Here is a 17,990-nt window from a genome sequence, read left to right as displayed (position 1 = left end):
CCTCAGCGCGCCACGGGGTTGGTGGCGGCATCGGCCGCGTCGGGCGCGACGGCGGCCACCGGGCCGGCCGCGGCGCGCGCGCCGAGGTCGACCACCTTGACCTTGTCGCCGACCTTCACGCGCTGCGAGCCCTCGGTCATCACGCGGTCGCCGGGCGCGAGGCCGTCGAGCACCTGCCAGCGCGTGCCGATCGCGCGGCCGACCTGGATCGGGCGCTTCGCGACCTTGTTCTCGGCATCGATCACCAGCGCCGAGGCGCTGCCGTCGGGCGCGCGCGTCACGGCCTGCTGCGGCACCAGCAGCGCGGCGGCGTTCACGCCCTCCTGCAGCACCGCGCGCACGTACATGCCGGGCATCAGCAGCCGGTCGGGGTTGGGCACCACCGCGCGCAGGGTCACGCTGCCGGTGCCGGCATCGACGGTGACGCCGCTGAAGGTCAGGCGACCGGGGTGCGGGTACTTGCTGCCGTCCTCGAGCACCAGCTGGATGCGCGCCTCGGCATCGCTGGCGCGCTGCAGCCGGCCGCTGGCGAGCTCGCGCTTGAGCCGCAGCAGCTCGCTGCTCGACTGGGTGACGTGCACGTGGATCGGGTCGAGCTGCTGCACCGTCGTCATCGCGGTGGTCTGGTTGGCCGTGACCAGCGCGCCCGGCGTGACGCTCGAGAGCTCGGCCCAGCCGCTGATCGGCGAGACGATGCGGGTGTAGCCGAGCTGGATGCGCGCGGTCTGCTCGGCCGCGCGCGCGCACGCCGAGGTCGGCCTCGGCCTGCTGCTCGGCGGCCTGCGACTCGTCGAACACCTGGCGGCTGATGGCGTCGATCTTCACCAGCTCGGCATTGCGGCGCGCCACGGTGCGCGCGGTGGCGAGCGCCGATTCGGCCTTGCGCACGCTGGCCTGCGCGCTGGCATGGGCCGCCTGCAGCGAGGCCGGGTCGAGCTGGTAGAGCACCTGGCCGGCCTTGACCTGCGAGCCCTCGGTGAACAGCCGCTCCTTGAGGATGCCGCCGACCTGCGGCCGGATCTCGGCGATGACCGGGGCCGCGGTGCGGCCCGGCAGCTCGGTGCTCAGCGCCAGCGTCTCGTGCCTGAGCGTGACGGTGCCGACTTCCCGTTCGGGCGCCGCCGCCTTGGGCGCGGCGGCCTCGTTGCGCGAACAGCCGGCGAGCGTGATGGCGGCGGCCAGCGCGAGGGCGGTGATGAGCAGCGGGAAGGGACGGCGTGTGTGAGCGGGCATGGGCGGGGGGAAGTGACGAAGGCCCCAAATGGAGCGAACGGGCGCTCCCGAGTTCAATGCAGGAGGAGACCGGGAGCGAGCTTTACAGAGAGAAAGCCCTGCAAGTGCGATGCCAACCATGACAAAGTCGTGTGACAGCCGCTTGGCTGGAATGCAAAGTTAAGTATCGCTAGCGTTTGCCGAGCAAGTCCTTGCGAACTGTGTGGGTCTCCGACTCGCGGCCGGAAAGCTCGGAACGGCTCAGGCGCGCTGCAGCGCGCGCGTGACCATGTCGTCGGGCGCGAGCCGCAGCAGGTGCGGCAGCAGGCCGACCGCCTTTTCGCGCTCGCCCGCGTGCAGCAGGCCGTTGGCGCACACCGACAGCGTGTCGGCCAGCTCGGGATGGTCGGGCGCGGTCTTCAAGAGGATGGTGCAGAGCCGGCGCGCGTCCTCGAACTGCCGGATGCGCACGAAGCGGCGCGCGAGCCGCGCCATGTCCTCGGGCCTGAGGCGCACGCCGGGCTTCGCCTGGTCGAGGTAGGTGGTGAAGCTCGCATGCTGCAGCGCCAGCGTGTCGGGGTCGGTGGCGCTCAGACGGAAGATGCGCCGCGCCGCGGCATGGAAGTCGTCGCCGGCCGGCTGCAGCCGCGCGGTGTTGAACCAGGCGCGCAGGGTGTCGGCGTCGTTCGGGCGCAGCGCCGCGGCGGCGCGCCACTCGCTGCTGGCCGACTCGAACTTCATCGCCGCGCCCAGCCGCCGCGCGTTGGCGACGCGGCGCTGGAATTCGCCCTCGCCGCCGTCGTTGTCGCGCGCGCTCGTGCGCTCGGCCGCCAGGGTCTCGGGCGTCTTCACGCGCCCGAGCGCCAGCGCCAGCGTCATCAGCGCGGCGCCGCTCAGCAGGCCGCCCAGGTGCGCCATGTAGGCGATGCCCTGGCCGCCCGCCAGGTGCTGCAGCAGCTCGTTGGCGATCCAGGCCGGCAGCAGCAGCAGGGCCGGCGCGGTGACGTAGTTGAAATAGAAGAACAGCTGGTAGAAGAAGCGGATGCGCCGCAGCCGGTACATCACGGCATACATGCCCATCAGCGCCGACACCGCGCCCGAGGCGCCGAGCCCGTAGCTGCCCTTGCCCGCATAGGACCAGCCGGCCAGCGCCGAGGCACCGACGGCGCCCAGCAGGTAGAAGCTCAGGAAGGTGGTGCGCCCGAGCGCGAGTTCGACCGAGAAGCCGAACAGGAACAGGAACAGCATGTTGCCCAGCAGGTGGCCGGTGCTGGCATGCAGGAAGGCGGCCGTGATCCAGGTCCAGGGCCTGGACTCGGCGTCCTTCGCGTAGTCCTGCGCCCAGCGCTCGGTGAAGGGCGCGGGCCACTGGGCATCGAACGCCCGGCGCTCGCGCTTCCATTCGTCGAAGCGCGGATGCGCGGGCGTGATCACCTCGTCGGCGCGCAGCTGGCGCAGGAACGCGCGCTCGTGCTGCAGGCCTTCGAGCAGCTCGTCGGTGCGCTTGAGCTTGAGCAGCTGCCGCGCGGCCTCGGCGCGCGGCGACCGGGTGCGCTCGAGCCAGTCGACGAAGGCCGGCAGCTCGAGCGCCGGCAGCGAACTCCTCGCGTAGTAGCGCGCGGCGCGTTCCTGCGCGTTCTCCTCGCTGCGCTGCGGGCCCCAGAACACCAGCATGTTCACGAGGATCAGCAGCACCGTCATCCACGGCGGGTTGCGCCAGCTCGGGCGGTTCTCGAGCGGGATGGCGTAGAACATGGCGGGGCCCTGCGCTGCCGAGGGCCGCTGCGATCAGCCGAGGCGGGCGCGGTGGCGCGCGATCTGCGCCTTGACCTGCGCGGGCGCCGTGCCGCCGAGGATGTTGCGTGCGTTGAGCGAGCCGCGCAGGCTCAGCACGTCGTACACGTCCTTCTCGATCTTCGGGTTGAACTGCTGCAGCACCGCCAGCGGCAGTTCGGCCAGGTCGACCTTGTGCGAGGTCGCGGCCTTGACCGCGTGGGCCACGATCTCGTGCGCGTCGCGGAACGGCAGGCCCTTCTTCACCAGGTAGTCGGCCAGGTCGGTGGCGGTGGCGTAGCCGCGCAGCGCGGCCAGCTCCATCGCCTCGGGCTTGACCGTGATGCCGCCGATCATCTCTGCGAAGATGCGCAGCGTGTCCTTGAGCGTGTCGACGGTGTCGAACAGCGGCTCCTTGTCTTCCTGGTTGTCCTTGTTGTAGGCCAGCGGCTGGCCCTTCATCAGCGTGATCAGCGCCATCAGGTGGCCGACCACGCGGCCGGTCTTGCCGCGCGCCAGCTCGGGCACGTCGGGGTTCTTCTTCTGCGGCATGATCGACGAGCCCGTGGTGAAGCGGTCGGCGATCTGGATGAAGGCGAAGTTCTGGCTCATCCAGAGGATCAGCTCCTCGCTCATGCGGCTGATGTGCACCATGCACAGGCTGGCGGCGGCGCTGAACTCGATCGCGAAGTCGCGGTCGCTCACGGCGTCCAGGCTGTTCTGGCACACGCCTTCCATCTCCAGCGTCTTCGCGACCAGTTCGCGGTCGAGCGGGTAGCTGGTGCCGGCCAGCGCGGCGGCGCCCAGCGGCAGGCGGTTGACGCGGCGGCGCACGTCGGCCAGGCGCTCGGCGTCGCGGCTGAACATCTCGACGTAGGCCAGCATGTGGTGGCCGAAGCTCACGGGCTGCGCCACCTGCAGGTGGGTGAAGCCCGGCAGGATCACCTCGACGTTCTTCTCGGCGATGTCGACCAGCGACTTCTGCAGCGTGACCAGCAGCTCCGCGATCAGGTCGATCTCGCCGCGCAGCCACAGGCGCACGTCGGTCGCGACCTGGTCGTTGCGGCTGCGGCCGGTGTGCAGCCGCTTGCCGGCGTCGCCCACGAGCTGGGTCAGGCGGGCCTCGATGTTCAGGTGCACGTCCTCGAGGTCGAGCTTCCACTCGAAGGCGCCGGATTCGATCTCGGCGCGGATCTGCGCCATCCCACGCTCGATCTCGGCGTGGTCCTGCATGCTGATGATCCCCTGCGCGGCCAGCATGCCCGCATGGGCGAGCGAGCCCTGGATGTCGGCCTGCCACAGGCGCTTGTCGAAGAAGACGCTGGCGGTGTAGCGCTTCACGAGGTCGCTCATGGGTTCCGAGAACAGGGCGGACCAGGCTTCGGATTTCTTGTCGAGTTGGTTTTGGGTCATGGGAGCCGTTCGGGAGGCAATAATGGGCTGGTTACCCAATGTATCTGCGAATGCGCAAGCCGGCGATTTTATCGGCCACCCCACATGCCGCGTCCTCCGACCGCACGCGCACGTCCGCGCACGCGCAGGCGGTGCTGTTCGACGCCTGCCAGATCGGCGTGGTGCTGCGCACCGTGGTCTTCGTCGAGGCGGTGGTGGGCGTGGCCGCGATGTTCGTCTCGGGCTCGCCTGGCGAGTGGCTCGTGCAGGCCGCCACGGTCACGGGCGGCGCGCTGCCGGCCACCCTGCTGTGGCTGGTCGCGGCCTGCGGGCTCAAGAAGCCGCTGCGGCGGCTGCCGGTGCCGTGGCAGTACGCGGTGGGCGCGCTGCTGGGCGCCATCTCGGCGCTCTATGGCTGCGGGCTGCTGCGGCTCACGGGCGTGCTGGGCAGCGCGCCCTGGTTCGCGAGCGCGCTGGCCGGCGCCTTCTTCGCGGGCATGGTGATGGCGGCGATGGTGTTGCGCGCGCGCGGCCAGACGCCGGCGGCCACCACCGCGCGGCTCGAGGAGCTGCAGTCGCGGATCCGGCCGCACTTCCTGTTCAACACGCTCAACAGCGCCATCGCGCTGGTGCGAGAGGAGCCCGCCAAGGCCGAGACCATGCTGGAGGACCTGAGCGAGTTGTTCCGCCAGGCGCTGGCCGATCCCGGCGAATCGGGCACCCTGGCCGACGAGATCGCGCTGGCCGAGCGCTACCTCGCGATCGAGCAGGTGCGCTTCGGCGAGCGGCTGCGCATCCGCTGGGACCTCGATGCCGCGGCCAGCGACGCGCGGCTGCCGCCGCTCTTGCTGCAGCCCCTGGTCGAGAATGCGATCAAGCACGGCGTGGAGCCGAGCCCGGACGGTGCCAGGCTGCGCATCCGCACCGAGCGGCGCGGCTCGATGGTGGTGATCGAGGTGGTCAACAGCCTGCCGCCGCTGCGCTGGGCCGACGAACCGCTGCCGCGCGGCCATGGCATCGCGCTGGCGAACGTGAGGGACCGGCTGCGGCTGCTGCACGACATGCGCATGCAGTTCAGCGCCGGCATGGATCAGAAGAGCTACCGGGTGCGCATCGCGATACCCGCCGAATCATGAACGCATGCGATTGCGTGGGGGACATGAATGAGCCTGAGGACATTGATCGTCGACGATGAAGCGCTGGCCCGCTCGCGGCTGCGCACCCTGCTGCGCGACTGCAGCGCGCCCGCGGCCGAGGTGGTGGCCGAGGCCGCGCAGGGCGCCGAGGCGCAGGCGCAGCTGGCGTCGATGAAGCTCGACGTGGTGCTGCTCGACGTGCACATGCCCGGCATCGACGGCATCGAGGTGGCGCGCGCGCTGCGCGAGCGCGCCGACGCGCCGGCCGTGGTGTTCGTGACCGCTCATGCGGCGCATGCGGTCACCGCCTTCGAGCTCGACGCGGTCGACTACCTCACCAAGCCCGTGCGCGCCGAGCGGCTGCAGCAGGCGCTGCAGAAGGCCGAGCGCTATCTCAAGGAGCGCGCCAGCGACAAGGCGGCGCAGGAGAGCGTGCTGATCCAGGACCGCGGCCGCGCCGAGCGCGTGCCGCTGGCGGAGATCGTCTACCTGAAGTCCGAATACAAGTACCTCACGGTGCGCACGGCCGCGCGCAGCCACATCCTCGACGGTTCGCTCAACGATTTCGAGGAGCGCTATCCCGAGCGCTTCCTGCGCGTGCACCGCAACGCGCTGGTGGCGCGCAGCGCGATCCGCGCGCTCGAGCGCTACGACGACGGCGAGGACGCCGAGGGCTGGGCGCTGCGCCTGTCGACCGTGCCGGAGCTGGTCGCGGTGTCGCGCCGGCAGCTGGCGGCGGTGCGCGAAGTCATCAAGGACGCACGATGAACGACAAGGCGCGCGACGACGACGCCCCGCGGCCGCCGGCCGCGCAGCAGGAGGCGCCCGCGCCCGAGCCTGCCCCGCCCGAGGAGGTGGTGGCGGCCGCCTCCGTTCCCGCGCCCGCGCTGCAGCCCGAGCCGCCGCCCGTGCCGAAGTCCGAGGCCGACGCCGAGCGCGACCTGCCGGTGCTGCGCGTGCCGGTCGACGTGCGCAGCTTCTCGCTGGTGGTGCTCGCGGTGCTGGCCAGCGTGTTCGCGCTGCAGTGGGCGCAGTCGGTGTTCATCCCGCTGATGCTGAGCCTGCTGCTGAGCTATGCGCTGTCGCCGCTGGTCGACCGGCTCGAGCGCTGGCGGCTGCCGCGCTGGATCGGCGCCGCCGTCATCCTGCTCGGCCTGTGCGGCGCCATCGGCTGGACCGGCTATTCGCTCTCGGGCAGCGCCTCGTCCCTGCTCGACTCGCTGCCCGCCGCGGCGCAGAAGCTGCGCCAGGCCACGCGCACCGACAAGGGCAGCAGCGGCACGCTCGACAGCGTGCAGCAGGCCGCCTCGCAGCTCGAGCGCGCGGCCGAGGAGAACTCGCGCGCGCTGGCACGCCGCGGCGTCGCGCGCGTGGTGATCGAGCGGCCGCCGTTCAACGTGCGCGACTACCTCTGGACCGGCACCGTCGGCCTGCTCGGCGCGGCCGGGCAGCTCACGCTGGTGGCCTTCCTCACCTATTTCGCGCTGTGTTCGGGCTCCACCTTCCGGCGCAAGCTGATCAAGATCTCGGGCTCGAGCCTCGAGAAGAAGAAGATCACCGTGCACGTGCTCGACGACATCACGCGCAACATCGAGCGCTACCTGCTGGTGCAGATCTTCACCAGCGTGCTCGTGGGTGTCGCCACCGGCCTGGCCTTCTGGGCGCTCGGGCTGCAGAACGCGGCCGTCTGGGGCATCGTGGCCGGCGTCACCAACCTGATCCCCTACATCGGTTCGGTGATCGTGCTCTCGGCCGCGGGGCTGGTGGCCTTCCTGCAGTTCAACACCCTCGAGATGGGCATCGCGGTGGCCGGCACCTCGCTGCTGATCCACACCCTGGTCGGCAACCTGCTGATGCCCTGGCTCACCAGCCGCACCAGCCGCATGAACCCGGTCGCAGTGTTCGTCGGCGTGATCTTCTGGGGCTGGCTCTGGGGCGTCTGGGGGCTGCTGCTGGGCATTCCGATCACGATGGTGATCAAGGCCATCTGCGACCGGGTCGAGGACCTGCAGCCGATCGGCGAGCTGCTGGGCGAGTAGGGCCCGCTCAGCGCGCCGGCCGGGCCAGCCGCGCGAAGCGCGCGATCATCAGCGGCCCGAGCAGCGCGCCGAGGCCGACCGTGGTCCACGCCGCCACCCAGCCGTGCGTGCTGCCCGTGCCGAAGCGCGCCTGCCCCCAGTCGAGCGCGAGGCCGAACACCCAGGGGCTGATCGCGCCCGCGCCGAAGCCCATCACCGAGCGCACCGAATAGGCCACGCCCAGCCGATGCGGCGCCACCACGTCGGCCAGCGCGGTCGAGTAGACCGAGGAATCGGCGATGGCGAACAGGTTGTAGAGCGCGGCCGCCACCGCCAGCAGCCACAGCGGCCAGCTCCACATCCAGCCGAAGGCGAAGGACATGCACAGGCTCGCGAGGGTGGCGACCATCATCACGCGCGCGCGGCCCCAGCGGTCGGAAGCGGCGCCGCCCGCGATGCTGCCGAACACGCTGACCAGGTGCGCCAGCGCCGCGAGCGCGATGCCCGCGCCCTTCCACGCCGCGGGCACATCGCCCGACGCGGCCACGAGGTAGGCGGGCAGCCAGGCCCACAGTGCCATCAGCTCCCAGCAGTGGAAGGCATAGGCCCAGTTGCCGGCCATCGCGGGCTTGTCGCGCACCGTCTCGATCAGCGCGCGCAGCGTGCCTTCGCGCGCGGCCGGCGGCGGTGCCGCGGGCAGCCGCATGCGGCGCAGCGCGGGCACGGTGAGCAGCGCGCCCACCGCGGTGCACAGCGCCGCCGCGATCAGGCCGTGGCGCCAGTGCGCGAGGCTCGCGAGCGCGGCCACCACCGCGAGCGAGAGCGCATAGCCGAGCGACGAGGCGCCGAGGAACAGCCCCATCGCGCGGCCGCGCACGGCGAGTTCGGCATTGCGCGCGAGCAGCTGCAGCCCCGGCGTGTACGAGGCACCGGCGCACAGCCCCGCGAGCCCGTACAGCAGCAGCGCCGAGCGGTGGCCGCTCGCGAAACAGCGCGAAGCCCAGCGCCGCGATCGCGCTGACCGCGCTGCCGAGCAGGAACACGCGGTGCGCGCCGAAGCGGTCGGCCAGGAGGCCCACGGCGAACAGCGAGCTCATGTAGCCCAGGTGCCAGGCGCTCTGGATCGAGCCCGCCTGCGCGGCGCTCATCCGCCAGTCGACCAGGGTGAAGGGCAGCACGCCGGCATAGGCCGTCACGATCATGGCCTGCAGCAGCCGGCTCGCGCAGAGCATCGCGAGCCAGCCCGGCGCGGGCAGGGACGGCTGCGCCGCCATCAGGCCAGCGCGCGCTGCATCAGCACGGTGTCGACCCAGCGGCCGAACTTGAAGCCCACGTCGCGCAGCACGCCGACCCGTTCGAAACCCAGACTCTCGTGCAGCCGCGTCGAGCCCGCGTTGCCGCTGTGGCCGACCACCGCGACCATCTGGCGCAGGCCCCGCGCGGCGCAGCGTTCGATCAGCGCCGCGAGCAGCGCCTTGCCGATGCCGCGGCCGTGCTCGCCCTGCGCGACGTAGATCGAATCCTCGACCGTGTGGCGGTAGGCGGAGCGCGCGCGGTAGGCGCCGGCATAGGCATAGCCGACCACGCGGCCCTCGGCGCAGCGCGACCAGGTAGGGCAGGCCGAGGCGCAGCACCTCGACGCGGCGCGACCGCATCTGCGCCACCGTCGGCACCTGCTCCTCGAAGGAGCAGAGGTCGTGCAGCACGTAGTGGCTGTAGATGGCCTGGATCTGGTCCAGATGCTGGGGCTCGGCGTCGGCGATCGCGAGCGAGGCGAAAGAAGAAGAAAGGTCGGAAGAAGGCATGGCGCGATCTTGACGCGCGGCGATCGATAAATGAAGCTTAGATCACCTATGCAAGCCATGAGAAAAACTTTGGACAAGCCGCTGCAGCGCTCGCTCAACCTCGACCAGCTGCGCGCCTTCGGCCTGGTGGTCGAGACCGGCAGCTTCTCGGCCGCGGCCGAGCGCCTGGGCCTGACCCAGCCCGCGGTGAGCCTGCAGGTGCGCCAGCTCGAGCGCCGCCTCGCGGTGCGGCTGGTGGAGCGCGTGGGCCGGCGCGCGCGGGCCACGGCGGCCGGCAGCGAGCTGCTGCGGCATGCGCAGCACATCGATGCCGCGGTCGAGAACGCGATCGAGGCGCTGGCCGACCATGCGAGCGCGGTCGCGGGCCGCGTGCGGCTGGGCACCGGCGCCACCGCCTGCCTGCACCTGCTGCCGCCGCTGCTGCGCGCGCTGCGCGAGCAGTACCCGGCGCTCAGCGTGGTGGTGAGCACCGGCAACACCGACGACTGCGTGCGCAAGGTGGAGGAGAACAGCATCGATCTCGCGCTCGTCACCTTGCCGGCGACCGGGCGTTCGCTCGAGGTGACGCCGGTACTCGACGACGAATTCGTGGCCATCGGCCGCGCCGACCTCGCGCCGCTGAAGGCACGCGTGGGACCGGCCGACCTGGCGCCGCTGCCGCTGGTGCTGTTCGAGCCCGCGGCCAACACGCGCCGGCTGGTCGACCGCTGGTTCGCGGCCGAGGGGCTGCAGCCGCAGCCGGTGATGGAACTCGGCAGCGTCGAGGCGATGAAGGAGATGGTGGCCGCGGGGCTGGGCTACGCCATCGTGCCCGGCATGGCGATGCGCGGGCGCGGCGCCCATCCCGAACTCAAGATCAGCCGGCTGGTGCCGCCCCTGTCGCGCAGCCTGGCGATCGTGCTGCGGCGCGACAAGCCGGTGGGCAAGGGCCTGCGCGTGGTGCTCGATGCGATCGCGCGAGCCGGGGCCGAAAGCAAAAGGCCGGGCGCGCCACGCGGGCGTCCCGGCCGTTGAGGGAGAAGCTGCCGCTCAGGCCGCCACGGCGGCGCTGCGCGCACGGCCCAGCGTGACCACGATCAGCGCCGCGACCAGCACCAGTCCGCCGCTCATCACCATGGTGCTCGAGATGCCCCAGCCGTCGACCACGCGGCCGCCGAGCAGCGCGCCCGAGGCGATCGCCACCTGGAAGCCGCTGACCAGCAGCGCCTGGCCGGCCTCGGGCGCATCGGGCACGGCCTCGAGCATCCAGCCGGTGAGCGCCACCGGGATCAGGCCGAAGGCCACGCCCCAGATCACGACCACCACCGCGCCGGCCACCATGCCGGTGCCGAGCAGCGTCGACAGGATCAGCGCCGTGGCCAGCAGCAGCGCGGCCAGCAGGGTGGTGCCGCGCACGCTGCGCGCCACCATGCTGCCGCCGAGGAAGGTGCCGAAGAAGCCCACGGCGCCGTAGACCAGCAGCAGCGTGGTCACGCCGTTGGGGTCGAGGCCGAAGACCTGCTGCAGCAGCGGCTTGAGGTAGGTGTAGGCGGCGAAGTGGCCGGCGATGAAGAACAGCACCGCGAGCAGCCCGACCTGCGCCATGCGCCGCGTCAGCGGGATCAGCAGGTCGCGCGCGCCGATGGCGCGTGCCGAGGGCAGCGGCGGCAGCAGCCACAGCTGCACCAGCAGCACGGCCCCGGCCAGCGCGCCGGTGGCGGCGAAGGAGGCGCGCCAGCCGAAGGTGGTGCCGAGGAAGGCCCCGGCCGGCACGCCGAGCACGGTGGCGGCCGACACGCCGGCCAGCACCAGCGACATCGCGCGCGCCTGCTGGGCCGGCGGCACCAGTTGCGTGGCGGCCGGCGGCGCGAAGGTCCAGAAGCCGCCCACGCACAGGCCGAGGATCAGCCGCGCGATCAGCATGGTGGCGAAGTTGGGCGCGAAGGCCGCGAGCAGGTTCGAGGCGATCAGCGCCACCGTGAGACCGATCAGCAGGGTGCGGCGGTCGAGCCGGCCCGAGGCCACGATCAGGCCCGGTCCCGCGAAGGCCGCGAGGATGCCGGGCATGGTGATCATCAGGCCCGCGGTGCCGTTCGAGACGTTGAGGGTGCTGGCGATGTCGGTGAGCAGGCCGATCGGCATGAACTCGGTCGAGACCATGGCGAAGGAACCGACCGAGAGCGAACCGACCGCGAGCCAGGTCGAGCGCGAGGTCTTCGCGGAATCGGGCGGCAGCGCGTCGATGCAGGGGGCGCCGCTGGGTGCGTTCATCATGAGGAGGAAGTCCGGTGGGCATCGGCCGGCACGGCGGTCGATGCTTGTTGCAAGGGGCTTCGCAGTGTGGTCGCCGGGGCGCCCGCGACAAAGGGGGCGCGCGGCAGTTGTCAGTTTCCCCAGGGCGAACAATCGAGGGGTTTGCGTGCTTTCGGCTGCACGCAGGCGCCCGGGAGCGGCACTTTGCCGTCCATCGACGGCAAGGGCGCGCTCAGGGCTTGGGCGGCGCGGCCTCGGCGAACGAGGGCAGGTCCTCGCCGCAGGCCATCCATGGCACGTCGTGCGAGCGCCAGATGTGCTGGCTCGGCCGCACGCCCGGATCGTCGTCGAGCGAGCCCACGCGCAGGATCACCTGCGGCTGCGCGACCCACTCCGCCACGAGGTGGCTGCCGCAGCGGCGGCAGAAGTGGCGCAGCTTGCCGGGCGTCGATTCGAAGGCCGCGAGCGCGTCGTCCTGGCCGCGCAGCCAGCGGAAGTCGGCACGGTCCACGCGCGCCGTGCTCGCGAAGGCGGCCGCATGCGCCTTGCGGCAGGTCCGGCAATGGCAGTGGCCGATCGGGCCCGCGAGCTTCGCGGCCTCGTAGGCCACGGCGCCGCAGAGACAGGAGCCTTGCATGCGCGCCTCCTCAGCCGGTGTTGCGCAGGCCCGCGGCCACGCCGTTGATCGAGATGTGGATGCCGCGCTGCAGCCGCTCGCCGCCGTCGCCCGCGCGGTAGCGCCGCATCAGCTCGACCTGCAGGTGGTGCAGCGGGTCGATGTAGGGGAAGCGGTGGCGCACCGAGCGCTGCATTTCTGCATTGCCCTCGAGCCGTTGCTTGGCGCCGGTGATCAGCGTGAGCGCGTCCGAGGTGCGGTGCCATTCGGCATCGATCATCGAGAACACCTTCTGGCGCAGCTTGCGGTCGCTCACCAGTTCGGCATAGCGCGAGGCCAGCGCGAGGTCGCTCTTGGCGAGCACCATGTCCATGTTCGACAGCAGCGTGCGGAAGAAGGGCCACTGCGCGTACATGCGCTGCAGCAGCGCCTGGCGCTCCTTGCGGCCCGCGGCATTGCCGGCGGCCGCGAGGAACTGCTCCACGCCAGAGCCGAAGCCGAACCAGCCCGGGATGGTGAGGCGGCACTGGCCCCAGCTGAAGCTCCAGGGCACGGCGCGCAGGTCGTCGATCTTGTGGCTGGGGTTGCGCGAGGCGGGGCGCGAGCCGATGTTGAGCTCGGCGATCTCGCGGATCGGCGTGGCGCTGAAGAAGTACTCGCCGAAGCCCGGGGTCTCGTAGACCAGCTTGCGGTAGGCGGCCATGCTCGCGGTGGAGAGCTCGCCGGCCGCCGACAGGAAAGTGGCGGGCGCCGACTTGCCCTGCGGCAGCAGCGTGGCCTCGAGCGTGGCGGCCACCAGGGTTTCGAGGTTGCGCCGGCCGATCTCGCGGTTGGCGTACTTCGAGCCGATGACCTCGCCCTGCTCGGTCAGGCGGATCTGGCCGCGCACCGTGCCGGGCGGCTGCGCGAGGATCGCCTGGTAGCTCGGGCCGCCGCCGCGGCCCACCGTGCCGCCGCGGCCATGGAACATGCGCAGCCGGATGGGGTTGGCCTTCTTCTTGTTGAGCTCGTCGAACAGCGCCACCAGTGCGATGCCGGCGCGGTAGAGCTCCCAGTTGCTGGTGAAGATGCCGCCGTCCTTGTTGCTGTCGCTGTAGCCGAGCATCACGTCCTGCTCGGCGCCCGAGCGCTCGATCAGCGCCTGGATGTTCGGCAGCGCGTAAAAGGCGCGCACGATCGGCGCGGCATTGCGCAGGTCCTCGATGGTCTCGAACAGCGGCACCACGATCAGGTCGCAGGTCGCGTCCTTGTCCATCGCGCCGCGCAGCAGGCCCACTTCCTTCTGCAGCAGCAGCGCCTCGAGCAGGTCGCTCACGGTCTCGGTGTGGCTGATGATGTAGTGGCGGATCGCCGCGTTGCCGTAGCGCGCGCGGGCCACGCGCGCGGCCGCGAAGATCGCGAGCTCGCTCTTCGCGAGCGGCGAGTAGGCTGCATCGGGCACGCGCAGCGGGCGCGCGTCGTCGAGCAGCTTGAGCAGCAGCGTCTGCTTGGCCTCCTCGGCCAGCGAGGCGTAGGCGGGCTCGATGCGCGCGGTGGCCAGCAGCTCGGCGATCACGGCCTCGTGCTTGTCGGAGCTCTGGCGCAGGTCGACCGTGGCGAGGTGGAAGCCGAACACCTCGACCGCGCGGATCAGCGGCTTGAGGCGCGGCGCGGCCAGCAGGCTGCCGTGCTTCTCGCCGAGCGAGTCCTCGATGGTGCGCAGGTCGGCGAGGAACTCCTCGGCCGTGGCGTAGGGGTTCTGCGGCGCCACCGCGTGGCGCGCGGCCTCGCCGCCCGTGAGCTCGCGCAGCGTGGCCGCGAGCCGCGAATAGACGCCGGTCAGTGCGCGGCGATAGGGCTCGTCCTTGCGGTGCTCGCTGGTGTCGGGCGAGCGCTCGGCCAGCGCCTGCATCTCGACCGACACGTCGATCAGGGTGGCCGACAGCGAGAGCTCGCCGCCCAGGTAGTGCACCTCGGTGAGGTAGTGGCGCAGCGCCAGTTCGGCCTGCCGGCGCAGCGCGTACTCGAGGGTCTCGGCCGTGACGTTGGGGTTGCCGTCGCGGTCGCCGCCGATCCACTGGCCCATGCGCAGGAAGGTCGCGACCGAGGGCGTCTGGCCGCCCTGCGCCAGCGCCTTCTCGAGGTCGGCATAGACGCGCGGGATCTCGCGCAGGAAGGTGGCCTCGTAGTAGCTCAGCGCGTTCTCGATCTCGTCGGCCACGGTGAGCTTGGAGAAGCGCAGCAGGCGCGTCTGCCACAGCTGCGTGACGCGGATGCGGATCTGCGCCTCGTTGTCGGCGAATTCGAGCGGCGACAGCGCGTCGGTGCCGCCGGCATAGGCCTGCTGACGCAGGCGGATCTCGTCGCGCGTGGTCAGCAGCAGCGCGATCGCGCGCTCGGCGTCGAGGATGCTCTTGCGCTGCACCTCGGTCGGGTGCGCGGTGAGCACCGGCGACAGGTAGCTGTGGGCCAGCGTGGCCACGATCTCGTCGGGCTTCACGCCGGCCTTGCGGATGCGCGCCAGCGCGGTCTGCAGGTCGCCGTCGGCGCTCTCGCCGGCGCGCTCGGCCTCGGTGCGGCGGCGGATCAGGTGGCGGTCTTCGGCCAGGTTGGCCAGGTGGCTGAAGTAGCTGAAGGCGCGGATCACGCGCACCGTCTCGGCCGCGGTCAGGCTCTTGAGCAGGTTCTTGAGCGCGCGGTCGGCGGTCTGGTCGGCATCGCGGCGGAAGGCCACCGACAGCGTGCGGATCTTCTCCACCAGTTCATAGCTCTCCTTGCCCTCCTGCTCCCGGATCACGTCGCCGAGGATGCGGCCCAGCAGGCGGATGTCGTCGATCAGCGGCTGGTCTTCGGCTTGCCTGCGCTTCGGTGGGGCGACAGGGGTCTTGCTGGCTTTCATTCGATGGTGTTCCTGGAGACTTGGAGTGCTGTTGGAATGGAGCGTCGCCGCCGTTGCTGCGGCGCAACATGCTAGCATCCCGCCGGTTTCTGTTCATGTACTTTTCGGGGGCGGTTTTGAGCAATATCGTGATTGCCACGCGCGAAAGCCGGCTGGCCTTGTGGCAAGCCGAGCACGTGCAAGCGCTGTTGCAAGACAAGGGCCACACGGTCCGCCTGCTGGGCATGACCACGCGTGGCGACCAGATCCTCGATCGCACCCTGAGCAAGGTCGGCGGCAAGGGCCTGTTCGTGAAGGAGCTCGAGCTCGCGCTCGAGGAAGGGCGCGCCGACATCGCGGTCCACTCGCTCAAGGACGTGCCGATGGAGCTGCCCGAGGGCTTCGTGCTGGCCTGCGTGCTCGAGCGCGAGGACCCGCGCGACGCGCTGGTGTCGCCGCGCTATGCCTCGCTCGACGAACTGCCGCAGGGCGCCGTGGTCGGCACCTCGAGCCTGCGCCGCGTGATGCTGTTGCGCGCGCGCCGGCCCGACCTGCGCATCGAACCGCTGCGCGGCAACCTCGACACCCGCCTGCGCAAGCTCGACGAGGGCCAGTACGACGCCATCGTGCTCGCCGCCGCGGGCCTCAAGCGCCTGGGCCTCGAGGACCGCATCCGCATCGCCTTCGAGCCCGAGACCATGCTGCCGGCCGCGGGCCAGGGCGCGCTGGGCATCGAGGTGCGCGCCGATCGCGCCGACCTGATCGCACTGCTGGCGCCGCTGTCGCACCGCGGCGACTGGCTCGCCACCGCCGCCGAGCGCGCCGTGAGCCGCGCGATGGGCGGCAGCTGCTCGATGCCGCTGGCCGCGCATGCGCGCTGGCAACCCGACGGCAGCCTGCGCATCGACGCCGCCTGGGGCGACCCCGAGGGCGCCGAGCCGATGCTGCAGGTGAGCGCGCGCGCCGAGGCCGGCGATCATGCGCAGGCCGATGCGCTCGGTTTGCACGCGGCCTCGCTGCTGCGCGACGCGGGCGCCCACTGAAGCGCGTGGGGACCGTGGCGACGACCGCAGCGCCGACCGTCCTCGTGACGCGACCGGCGCGCGAGGCGCCGCCGTGGATCGATGCACTGCGCGACGCGGGCTTCGATGCGCGCGCGTTGCCGCTGATCGAGATCGCCCCGGTCGCTGATGCCGCGCCGCTGCGCGCGGCCTGGAACGAACACCACGCGGCGCGGATGTTCGTGAGCGCCGCGGCGGTCGACCGCTTCTTCGAAGCCAACGCCGGCACCGCGCTGCAAGCAGGTTGCCGCTTCTGGGCCACCGGCCCCGGCACCGCGCGCGCGCTGCAACGCAACGGCGTTCCGCCCGAGGACATCGACACGCCGGCGGCCGACGAAGGCCGCTTCGATTCCGAAGCCCTGTGGGCGATCGTGGGGCCGCGGGTCGTGCCCGGATTGCGGGTGCTGATCGTGCGCGGCGGCGATGCACAGGGCCAGCCCGCGGGCCGCGACTGGCTCGCGCAGGCGCTCGACGCCGCGGGCGCGCGGCGCGAGACCGTGGTGGCCTACCGCCGGCTCGCGCCCGTGCTCGATGAGGCGCAGCGCCGGCTGGCAGAGGAGGGCGCGACGGGCCGCGCGCTCTGGCTCTTCAGCAGTTCGGAGGCGATCGCCAACCTGCGCGCCGCGCTGCCGGCCATCGATTGGCGGGCCGCGCGCGCCATCGCCACCCACCCGCGCATCGCGCAAGCCGCGCGTGGCGCGGGTTTCGGAACGGTGCGCGAGAGCGCGCCGCTGCTGGAAGCGCTGGTCGCGTCTATAGAATCCCTCGCATGAGCGCCGTGCCTCCGTCCGACGAGTCTTCTTCCGCCTCCGCCGCACCCCAGGCACCCGTGCCGGCTCCGCTGACGACTTCTTCCACGTCTTCCCAATCGCCCGCCGCCCTCGCCGCGGCCGCCACCACCCTGACGCGCATCGGCCTCGGCCTGCTGGCCCTGGTCTCTCTGGGCGCACTGCTGACGTCGATCGCGCTGTGGCAGAAGGTCGGCAACATGAAGGAGCAGCTCGCGCGCCAGAGCAGCGAGGCGCTTATGCAGTCGCTCGAGGCGCGCACCCTGGCGCGCGAGGCCAAGGACACGGTGCGCGACGCCGCCGCGCGCGTGGCGCTCACCGAGACCCGCGTCGCCGAGGTCGCGCTGCAGCGCTCGCAGCTCGAGGAACTGATGCAGAGCCTCTCGCGTTCGCGCGACGAGAACCTGGTGGTCGACATCGAATCCACGCTGCGGCTCGCGCTGCAGCAGGCGCAGGTCACGGGCAGCGTCGAGCCGCTGCTGGCCGCGCTCAAGGCCGGCGACCTGCGCATCGCGCGCGCCGCGCAGCCGCGGCTGGCGCCGCTGCAGCGCGCCATGCAGCGCGATGCCGACCGGCTGCGCAGCACCGCCAGCGCCGACGGCGGCGAGGCGCTGCAGAAGCTCGACGAACTGATGCGCGGCGTGGACGACCTGCCGCCGCTCAACGCGGTCGCGATGCGCGGCACCGGCCTCAACGCCTGGCAGGCCGACCCGGTGCCGGCCGACGCGCCCTGGTGGGAGCGCGCGCTGCTCATGGTGCGCAACGAGGCGCGCTCGCTGGTGCGCGTGGGCCGCATCGAGCGGCCCGAGGCGATCCTGCTGGCGCCCGACCAGACCTACTTCCTGCGCGAGAACCTCAAGCTCAAGCTGCTCAACGCGCGCCTGTCGCTGCTGTCGCGCCAGGTCGACGTCACGCGCACCGAGCTCGCCAACGTGGCGGCCTCGCTCAACCGCTATTTCGATCCCGCCTCGCGCCGCACCCAGACGGCTGCGACGCAGTTGCAGCAGCTGCAGGCGCTGGTGAAGACCACCGAGCCGCCGCGCATCGACGACACGCTCGCCGCCCTGGCCACCGCCGCGGCCGGCCGCTGAGAGGGCAGG

Annotated in this window: 16 protein-coding genes and 1 pseudogene; 9 read left to right on the top strand and 8 right to left on the bottom strand. The window is 71.8% G+C overall.

Translation table 11 applies throughout. The features are described 5' to 3' along the window. Window positions 1–2: 2 nt before the first annotated feature. A complete protein-coding gene (locus tag ACHMXE_RS34895; RefSeq protein WP_395352927.1) occupies window positions 3–695 on the bottom strand; it encodes an efflux RND transporter periplasmic adaptor subunit in 693 nt (230 codons plus the stop codon). Window positions 696–808: 113 nt separating this feature from the next. On the opposite strand from ACHMXE_RS34895, the gene ACHMXE_RS34890 reads away from it, so the two are divergent. Both ACHMXE_RS34890 and ACHMXE_RS34885 read left to right on the top strand, forming a co-directional pair. Then, the gene (locus ACHMXE_RS34890) at window positions 809–943 is read left to right on the top strand and encodes a hypothetical protein (protein ID WP_395348504.1); all 135 of its coding nucleotides are present in this window, start codon (window positions 809–811) and stop codon (window positions 941–943) included. 33 nt (window positions 944–976) lie between these two features. After that, window positions 977–1,225 carry a hypothetical protein gene (locus ACHMXE_RS34885; RefSeq protein WP_395348503.1) on the top strand — a complete coding sequence of 83 codons (249 nt, stop codon included), beginning with the start codon at window positions 977–979 and terminating at the stop codon, window positions 1,223–1,225. 248 nt (window positions 1,226–1,473) lie between these two features. Here the strand turns inward: ACHMXE_RS34885 and ACHMXE_RS34880 are convergent, their stop codons facing one another. Both ACHMXE_RS34880 and argH read right to left on the bottom strand, forming a co-directional pair. Continuing rightward, on the bottom strand, window positions 1,474–2,967 hold the full coding sequence (locus ACHMXE_RS34880) for a rhomboid family intramembrane serine protease (protein WP_395348502.1): 1,494 nt from the start codon (window positions 2,965–2,967) through the stop codon (window positions 1,474–1,476). Window positions 2,968–3,000: 33 nt separating this feature from the next. Continuing rightward, window positions 3,001–4,398 carry an argininosuccinate lyase gene (argH, locus tag ACHMXE_RS34875; protein WP_395348501.1) on the bottom strand — a complete coding sequence of 466 codons (1,398 nt, stop codon included), beginning with the start codon at window positions 4,396–4,398 and terminating at the stop codon, window positions 3,001–3,003. A 50-nt stretch (window positions 4,399–4,448) separates the two neighbouring features. On the opposite strand from argH, the gene ACHMXE_RS34870 reads away from it, so the two are divergent. The 3 genes from ACHMXE_RS34870 to ACHMXE_RS34860 are packed head-to-tail and all read left to right on the top strand — an operon-like array spanning window position 4,449 to window position 7,552. Continuing rightward, entirely contained in the window at window positions 4,449–5,513 is a 1,065-nt protein-coding gene (locus tag ACHMXE_RS34870; RefSeq protein WP_395348500.1) for a sensor histidine kinase, read from the top strand. Window positions 5,514–5,540: 27 nt separating this feature from the next. Continuing rightward, window positions 5,541–6,281: a LytTR family DNA-binding domain-containing protein gene (locus ACHMXE_RS34865; RefSeq protein WP_203204831.1), complete on the top strand. Its 741-nt coding sequence runs from the start codon at window positions 5,541–5,543 to the stop codon at window positions 6,279–6,281. Further along, entirely contained in the window at window positions 6,278–7,552 is a 1,275-nt protein-coding gene (locus ACHMXE_RS34860; RefSeq protein ID WP_395348499.1) for an AI-2E family transporter, read from the top strand. The genes ACHMXE_RS34865 and ACHMXE_RS34860 overlap by 4 nt, the downstream gene beginning before the upstream one ends. Before the next feature lie 7 nt (window positions 7,553–7,559). On the opposite strand, the gene ACHMXE_RS34855 is transcribed toward ACHMXE_RS34860, so the two are convergent. Beyond that, window positions 7,560–8,471: an MFS transporter gene (locus ACHMXE_RS34855; protein ID WP_395352925.1), complete on the bottom strand. Its 912-nt coding sequence runs from the start codon at window positions 8,469–8,471 to the stop codon at window positions 7,560–7,562. A 333-nt stretch (window positions 8,472–8,804) separates the two neighbouring features. After that, a pseudogene (locus tag ACHMXE_RS34850) lies at window positions 8,805–9,336 on the bottom strand (GNAT family N-acetyltransferase). A gap of 48 nt (window positions 9,337–9,384) precedes the next feature. Between ACHMXE_RS34850 and ACHMXE_RS34845 the strand changes: the two are divergent. Next, on the top strand, window positions 9,385–10,350 hold the full coding sequence (locus tag ACHMXE_RS34845; protein WP_395348498.1) for a LysR family transcriptional regulator: 966 nt from the start codon (window positions 9,385–9,387) through the stop codon (window positions 10,348–10,350). A gap of 15 nt (window positions 10,351–10,365) precedes the next feature. Here the strand turns inward: ACHMXE_RS34845 and ACHMXE_RS34840 are convergent, their stop codons facing one another. The 3 genes from ACHMXE_RS34840 to ppc all read right to left on the bottom strand — a co-directional run bounded on the left by ACHMXE_RS34840 (window position 10,366) and on the right by ppc (window position 15,062). Next, window positions 10,366–11,589, bottom strand: a complete 1,224-nt coding sequence (locus ACHMXE_RS34840) for an MFS transporter (protein ID WP_208507499.1) — start codon at window positions 11,587–11,589, stop codon at window positions 10,366–10,368. Window positions 11,590–11,800: 211 nt separating this feature from the next. Further along, window positions 11,801–12,205 carry a GFA family protein gene (locus ACHMXE_RS34835; RefSeq protein WP_093348620.1) on the bottom strand — a complete coding sequence of 135 codons (405 nt, stop codon included), beginning with the start codon at window positions 12,203–12,205 and terminating at the stop codon, window positions 11,801–11,803. Between the two features lie 10 nt (window positions 12,206–12,215). After that, on the bottom strand, window positions 12,216–15,062 hold the full coding sequence (gene ppc, locus ACHMXE_RS34830; RefSeq protein WP_395348497.1) for a phosphoenolpyruvate carboxylase: 2,847 nt from the start codon (window positions 15,060–15,062) through the stop codon (window positions 12,216–12,218). Window positions 15,063–15,157: 95 nt separating this feature from the next. Here ppc and hemC point away from each other — a divergent pair, with 95 nt between their 5' ends. Genes hemC through ACHMXE_RS34815 form a run of 3 tightly spaced genes read left to right on the top strand, consistent with a single transcriptional unit; the run spans window position 15,158 to window position 17,981 of the window. Further along, the gene (hemC, locus tag ACHMXE_RS34825) at window positions 15,158–16,084 is read left to right on the top strand and encodes a hydroxymethylbilane synthase (RefSeq protein WP_395348495.1); all 927 of its coding nucleotides are present in this window, start codon (window positions 15,158–15,160) and stop codon (window positions 16,082–16,084) included. A 14-nt stretch (window positions 16,085–16,098) separates the two neighbouring features. Beyond that, entirely contained in the window at window positions 16,099–16,875 is a 777-nt protein-coding gene (locus tag ACHMXE_RS34820; RefSeq protein ID WP_395348494.1) for a uroporphyrinogen-III synthase, read from the top strand. After that, the gene (locus ACHMXE_RS34815) at window positions 16,872–17,981 is read left to right on the top strand and encodes a uroporphyrinogen-III C-methyltransferase (protein ID WP_395348493.1); all 1,110 of its coding nucleotides are present in this window, start codon (window positions 16,872–16,874) and stop codon (window positions 17,979–17,981) included. The genes ACHMXE_RS34820 and ACHMXE_RS34815 overlap by 4 nt, the downstream gene beginning before the upstream one ends. Window positions 17,982–17,990: the final 9 nt, after the last annotated feature.

Source organism: Variovorax sp. UC122_21, assembly GCF_044056785.1.
Lineage (GTDB): Bacteria > Pseudomonadota > Gammaproteobacteria > Burkholderiales > Burkholderiaceae_C > Variovorax.
This window is presented reverse-complemented; position numbering and strand designations above follow the sequence as displayed.

Excerpts from the sequence above, each read along its gene's own strand:
- ACHMXE_RS34890 (WP_395348504.1), top strand. The coding sequence starts at position 809 with ATGGCGTCGATCTTCACCAGCTCGGCATTGCGGCGCGCCACGGTGCGC.
- ACHMXE_RS34880 (WP_395348502.1), bottom strand. The coding sequence starts at position 2,967 with ATGTTCTACGCCATCCCGCTCGAGAACCGCCCGAGCTGGCGCAACCCG.
- argH (WP_395348501.1), bottom strand. The coding sequence starts at position 4,398 with ATGACCCAAAACCAACTCGACAAGAAATCCGAAGCCTGGTCCGCCCTG.
- ACHMXE_RS34870 (WP_395348500.1), top strand. The coding sequence starts at position 4,449 with ATGCGCAAGCCGGCGATTTTATCGGCCACCCCACATGCCGCGTCCTCC.
- ACHMXE_RS34865 (WP_203204831.1), top strand. The coding sequence starts at position 5,541 with ATGAGCCTGAGGACATTGATCGTCGACGATGAAGCGCTGGCCCGCTCG.
- ACHMXE_RS34860 (WP_395348499.1), top strand. The coding sequence starts at position 6,278 with ATGAACGACAAGGCGCGCGACGACGACGCCCCGCGGCCGCCGGCCGCG.
- ACHMXE_RS34845 (WP_395348498.1), top strand. The coding sequence starts at position 9,385 with ATGCAAGCCATGAGAAAAACTTTGGACAAGCCGCTGCAGCGCTCGCTC.
- ACHMXE_RS34840 (WP_208507499.1), bottom strand. The coding sequence starts at position 11,589 with ATGATGAACGCACCCAGCGGCGCCCCCTGCATCGACGCGCTGCCGCCC.
- ACHMXE_RS34835 (WP_093348620.1), bottom strand. The coding sequence starts at position 12,205 with ATGCAAGGCTCCTGTCTCTGCGGCGCCGTGGCCTACGAGGCCGCGAAG.
- ppc (WP_395348497.1), bottom strand. The coding sequence starts at position 15,062 with ATGAAAGCCAGCAAGACCCCTGTCGCCCCACCGAAGCGCAGGCAAGCC.
- hemC (WP_395348495.1), top strand. The coding sequence starts at position 15,158 with ATGTACTTTTCGGGGGCGGTTTTGAGCAATATCGTGATTGCCACGCGC.
- ACHMXE_RS34815 (WP_395348493.1), top strand. The coding sequence starts at position 16,872 with ATGAGCGCCGTGCCTCCGTCCGACGAGTCTTCTTCCGCCTCCGCCGCA.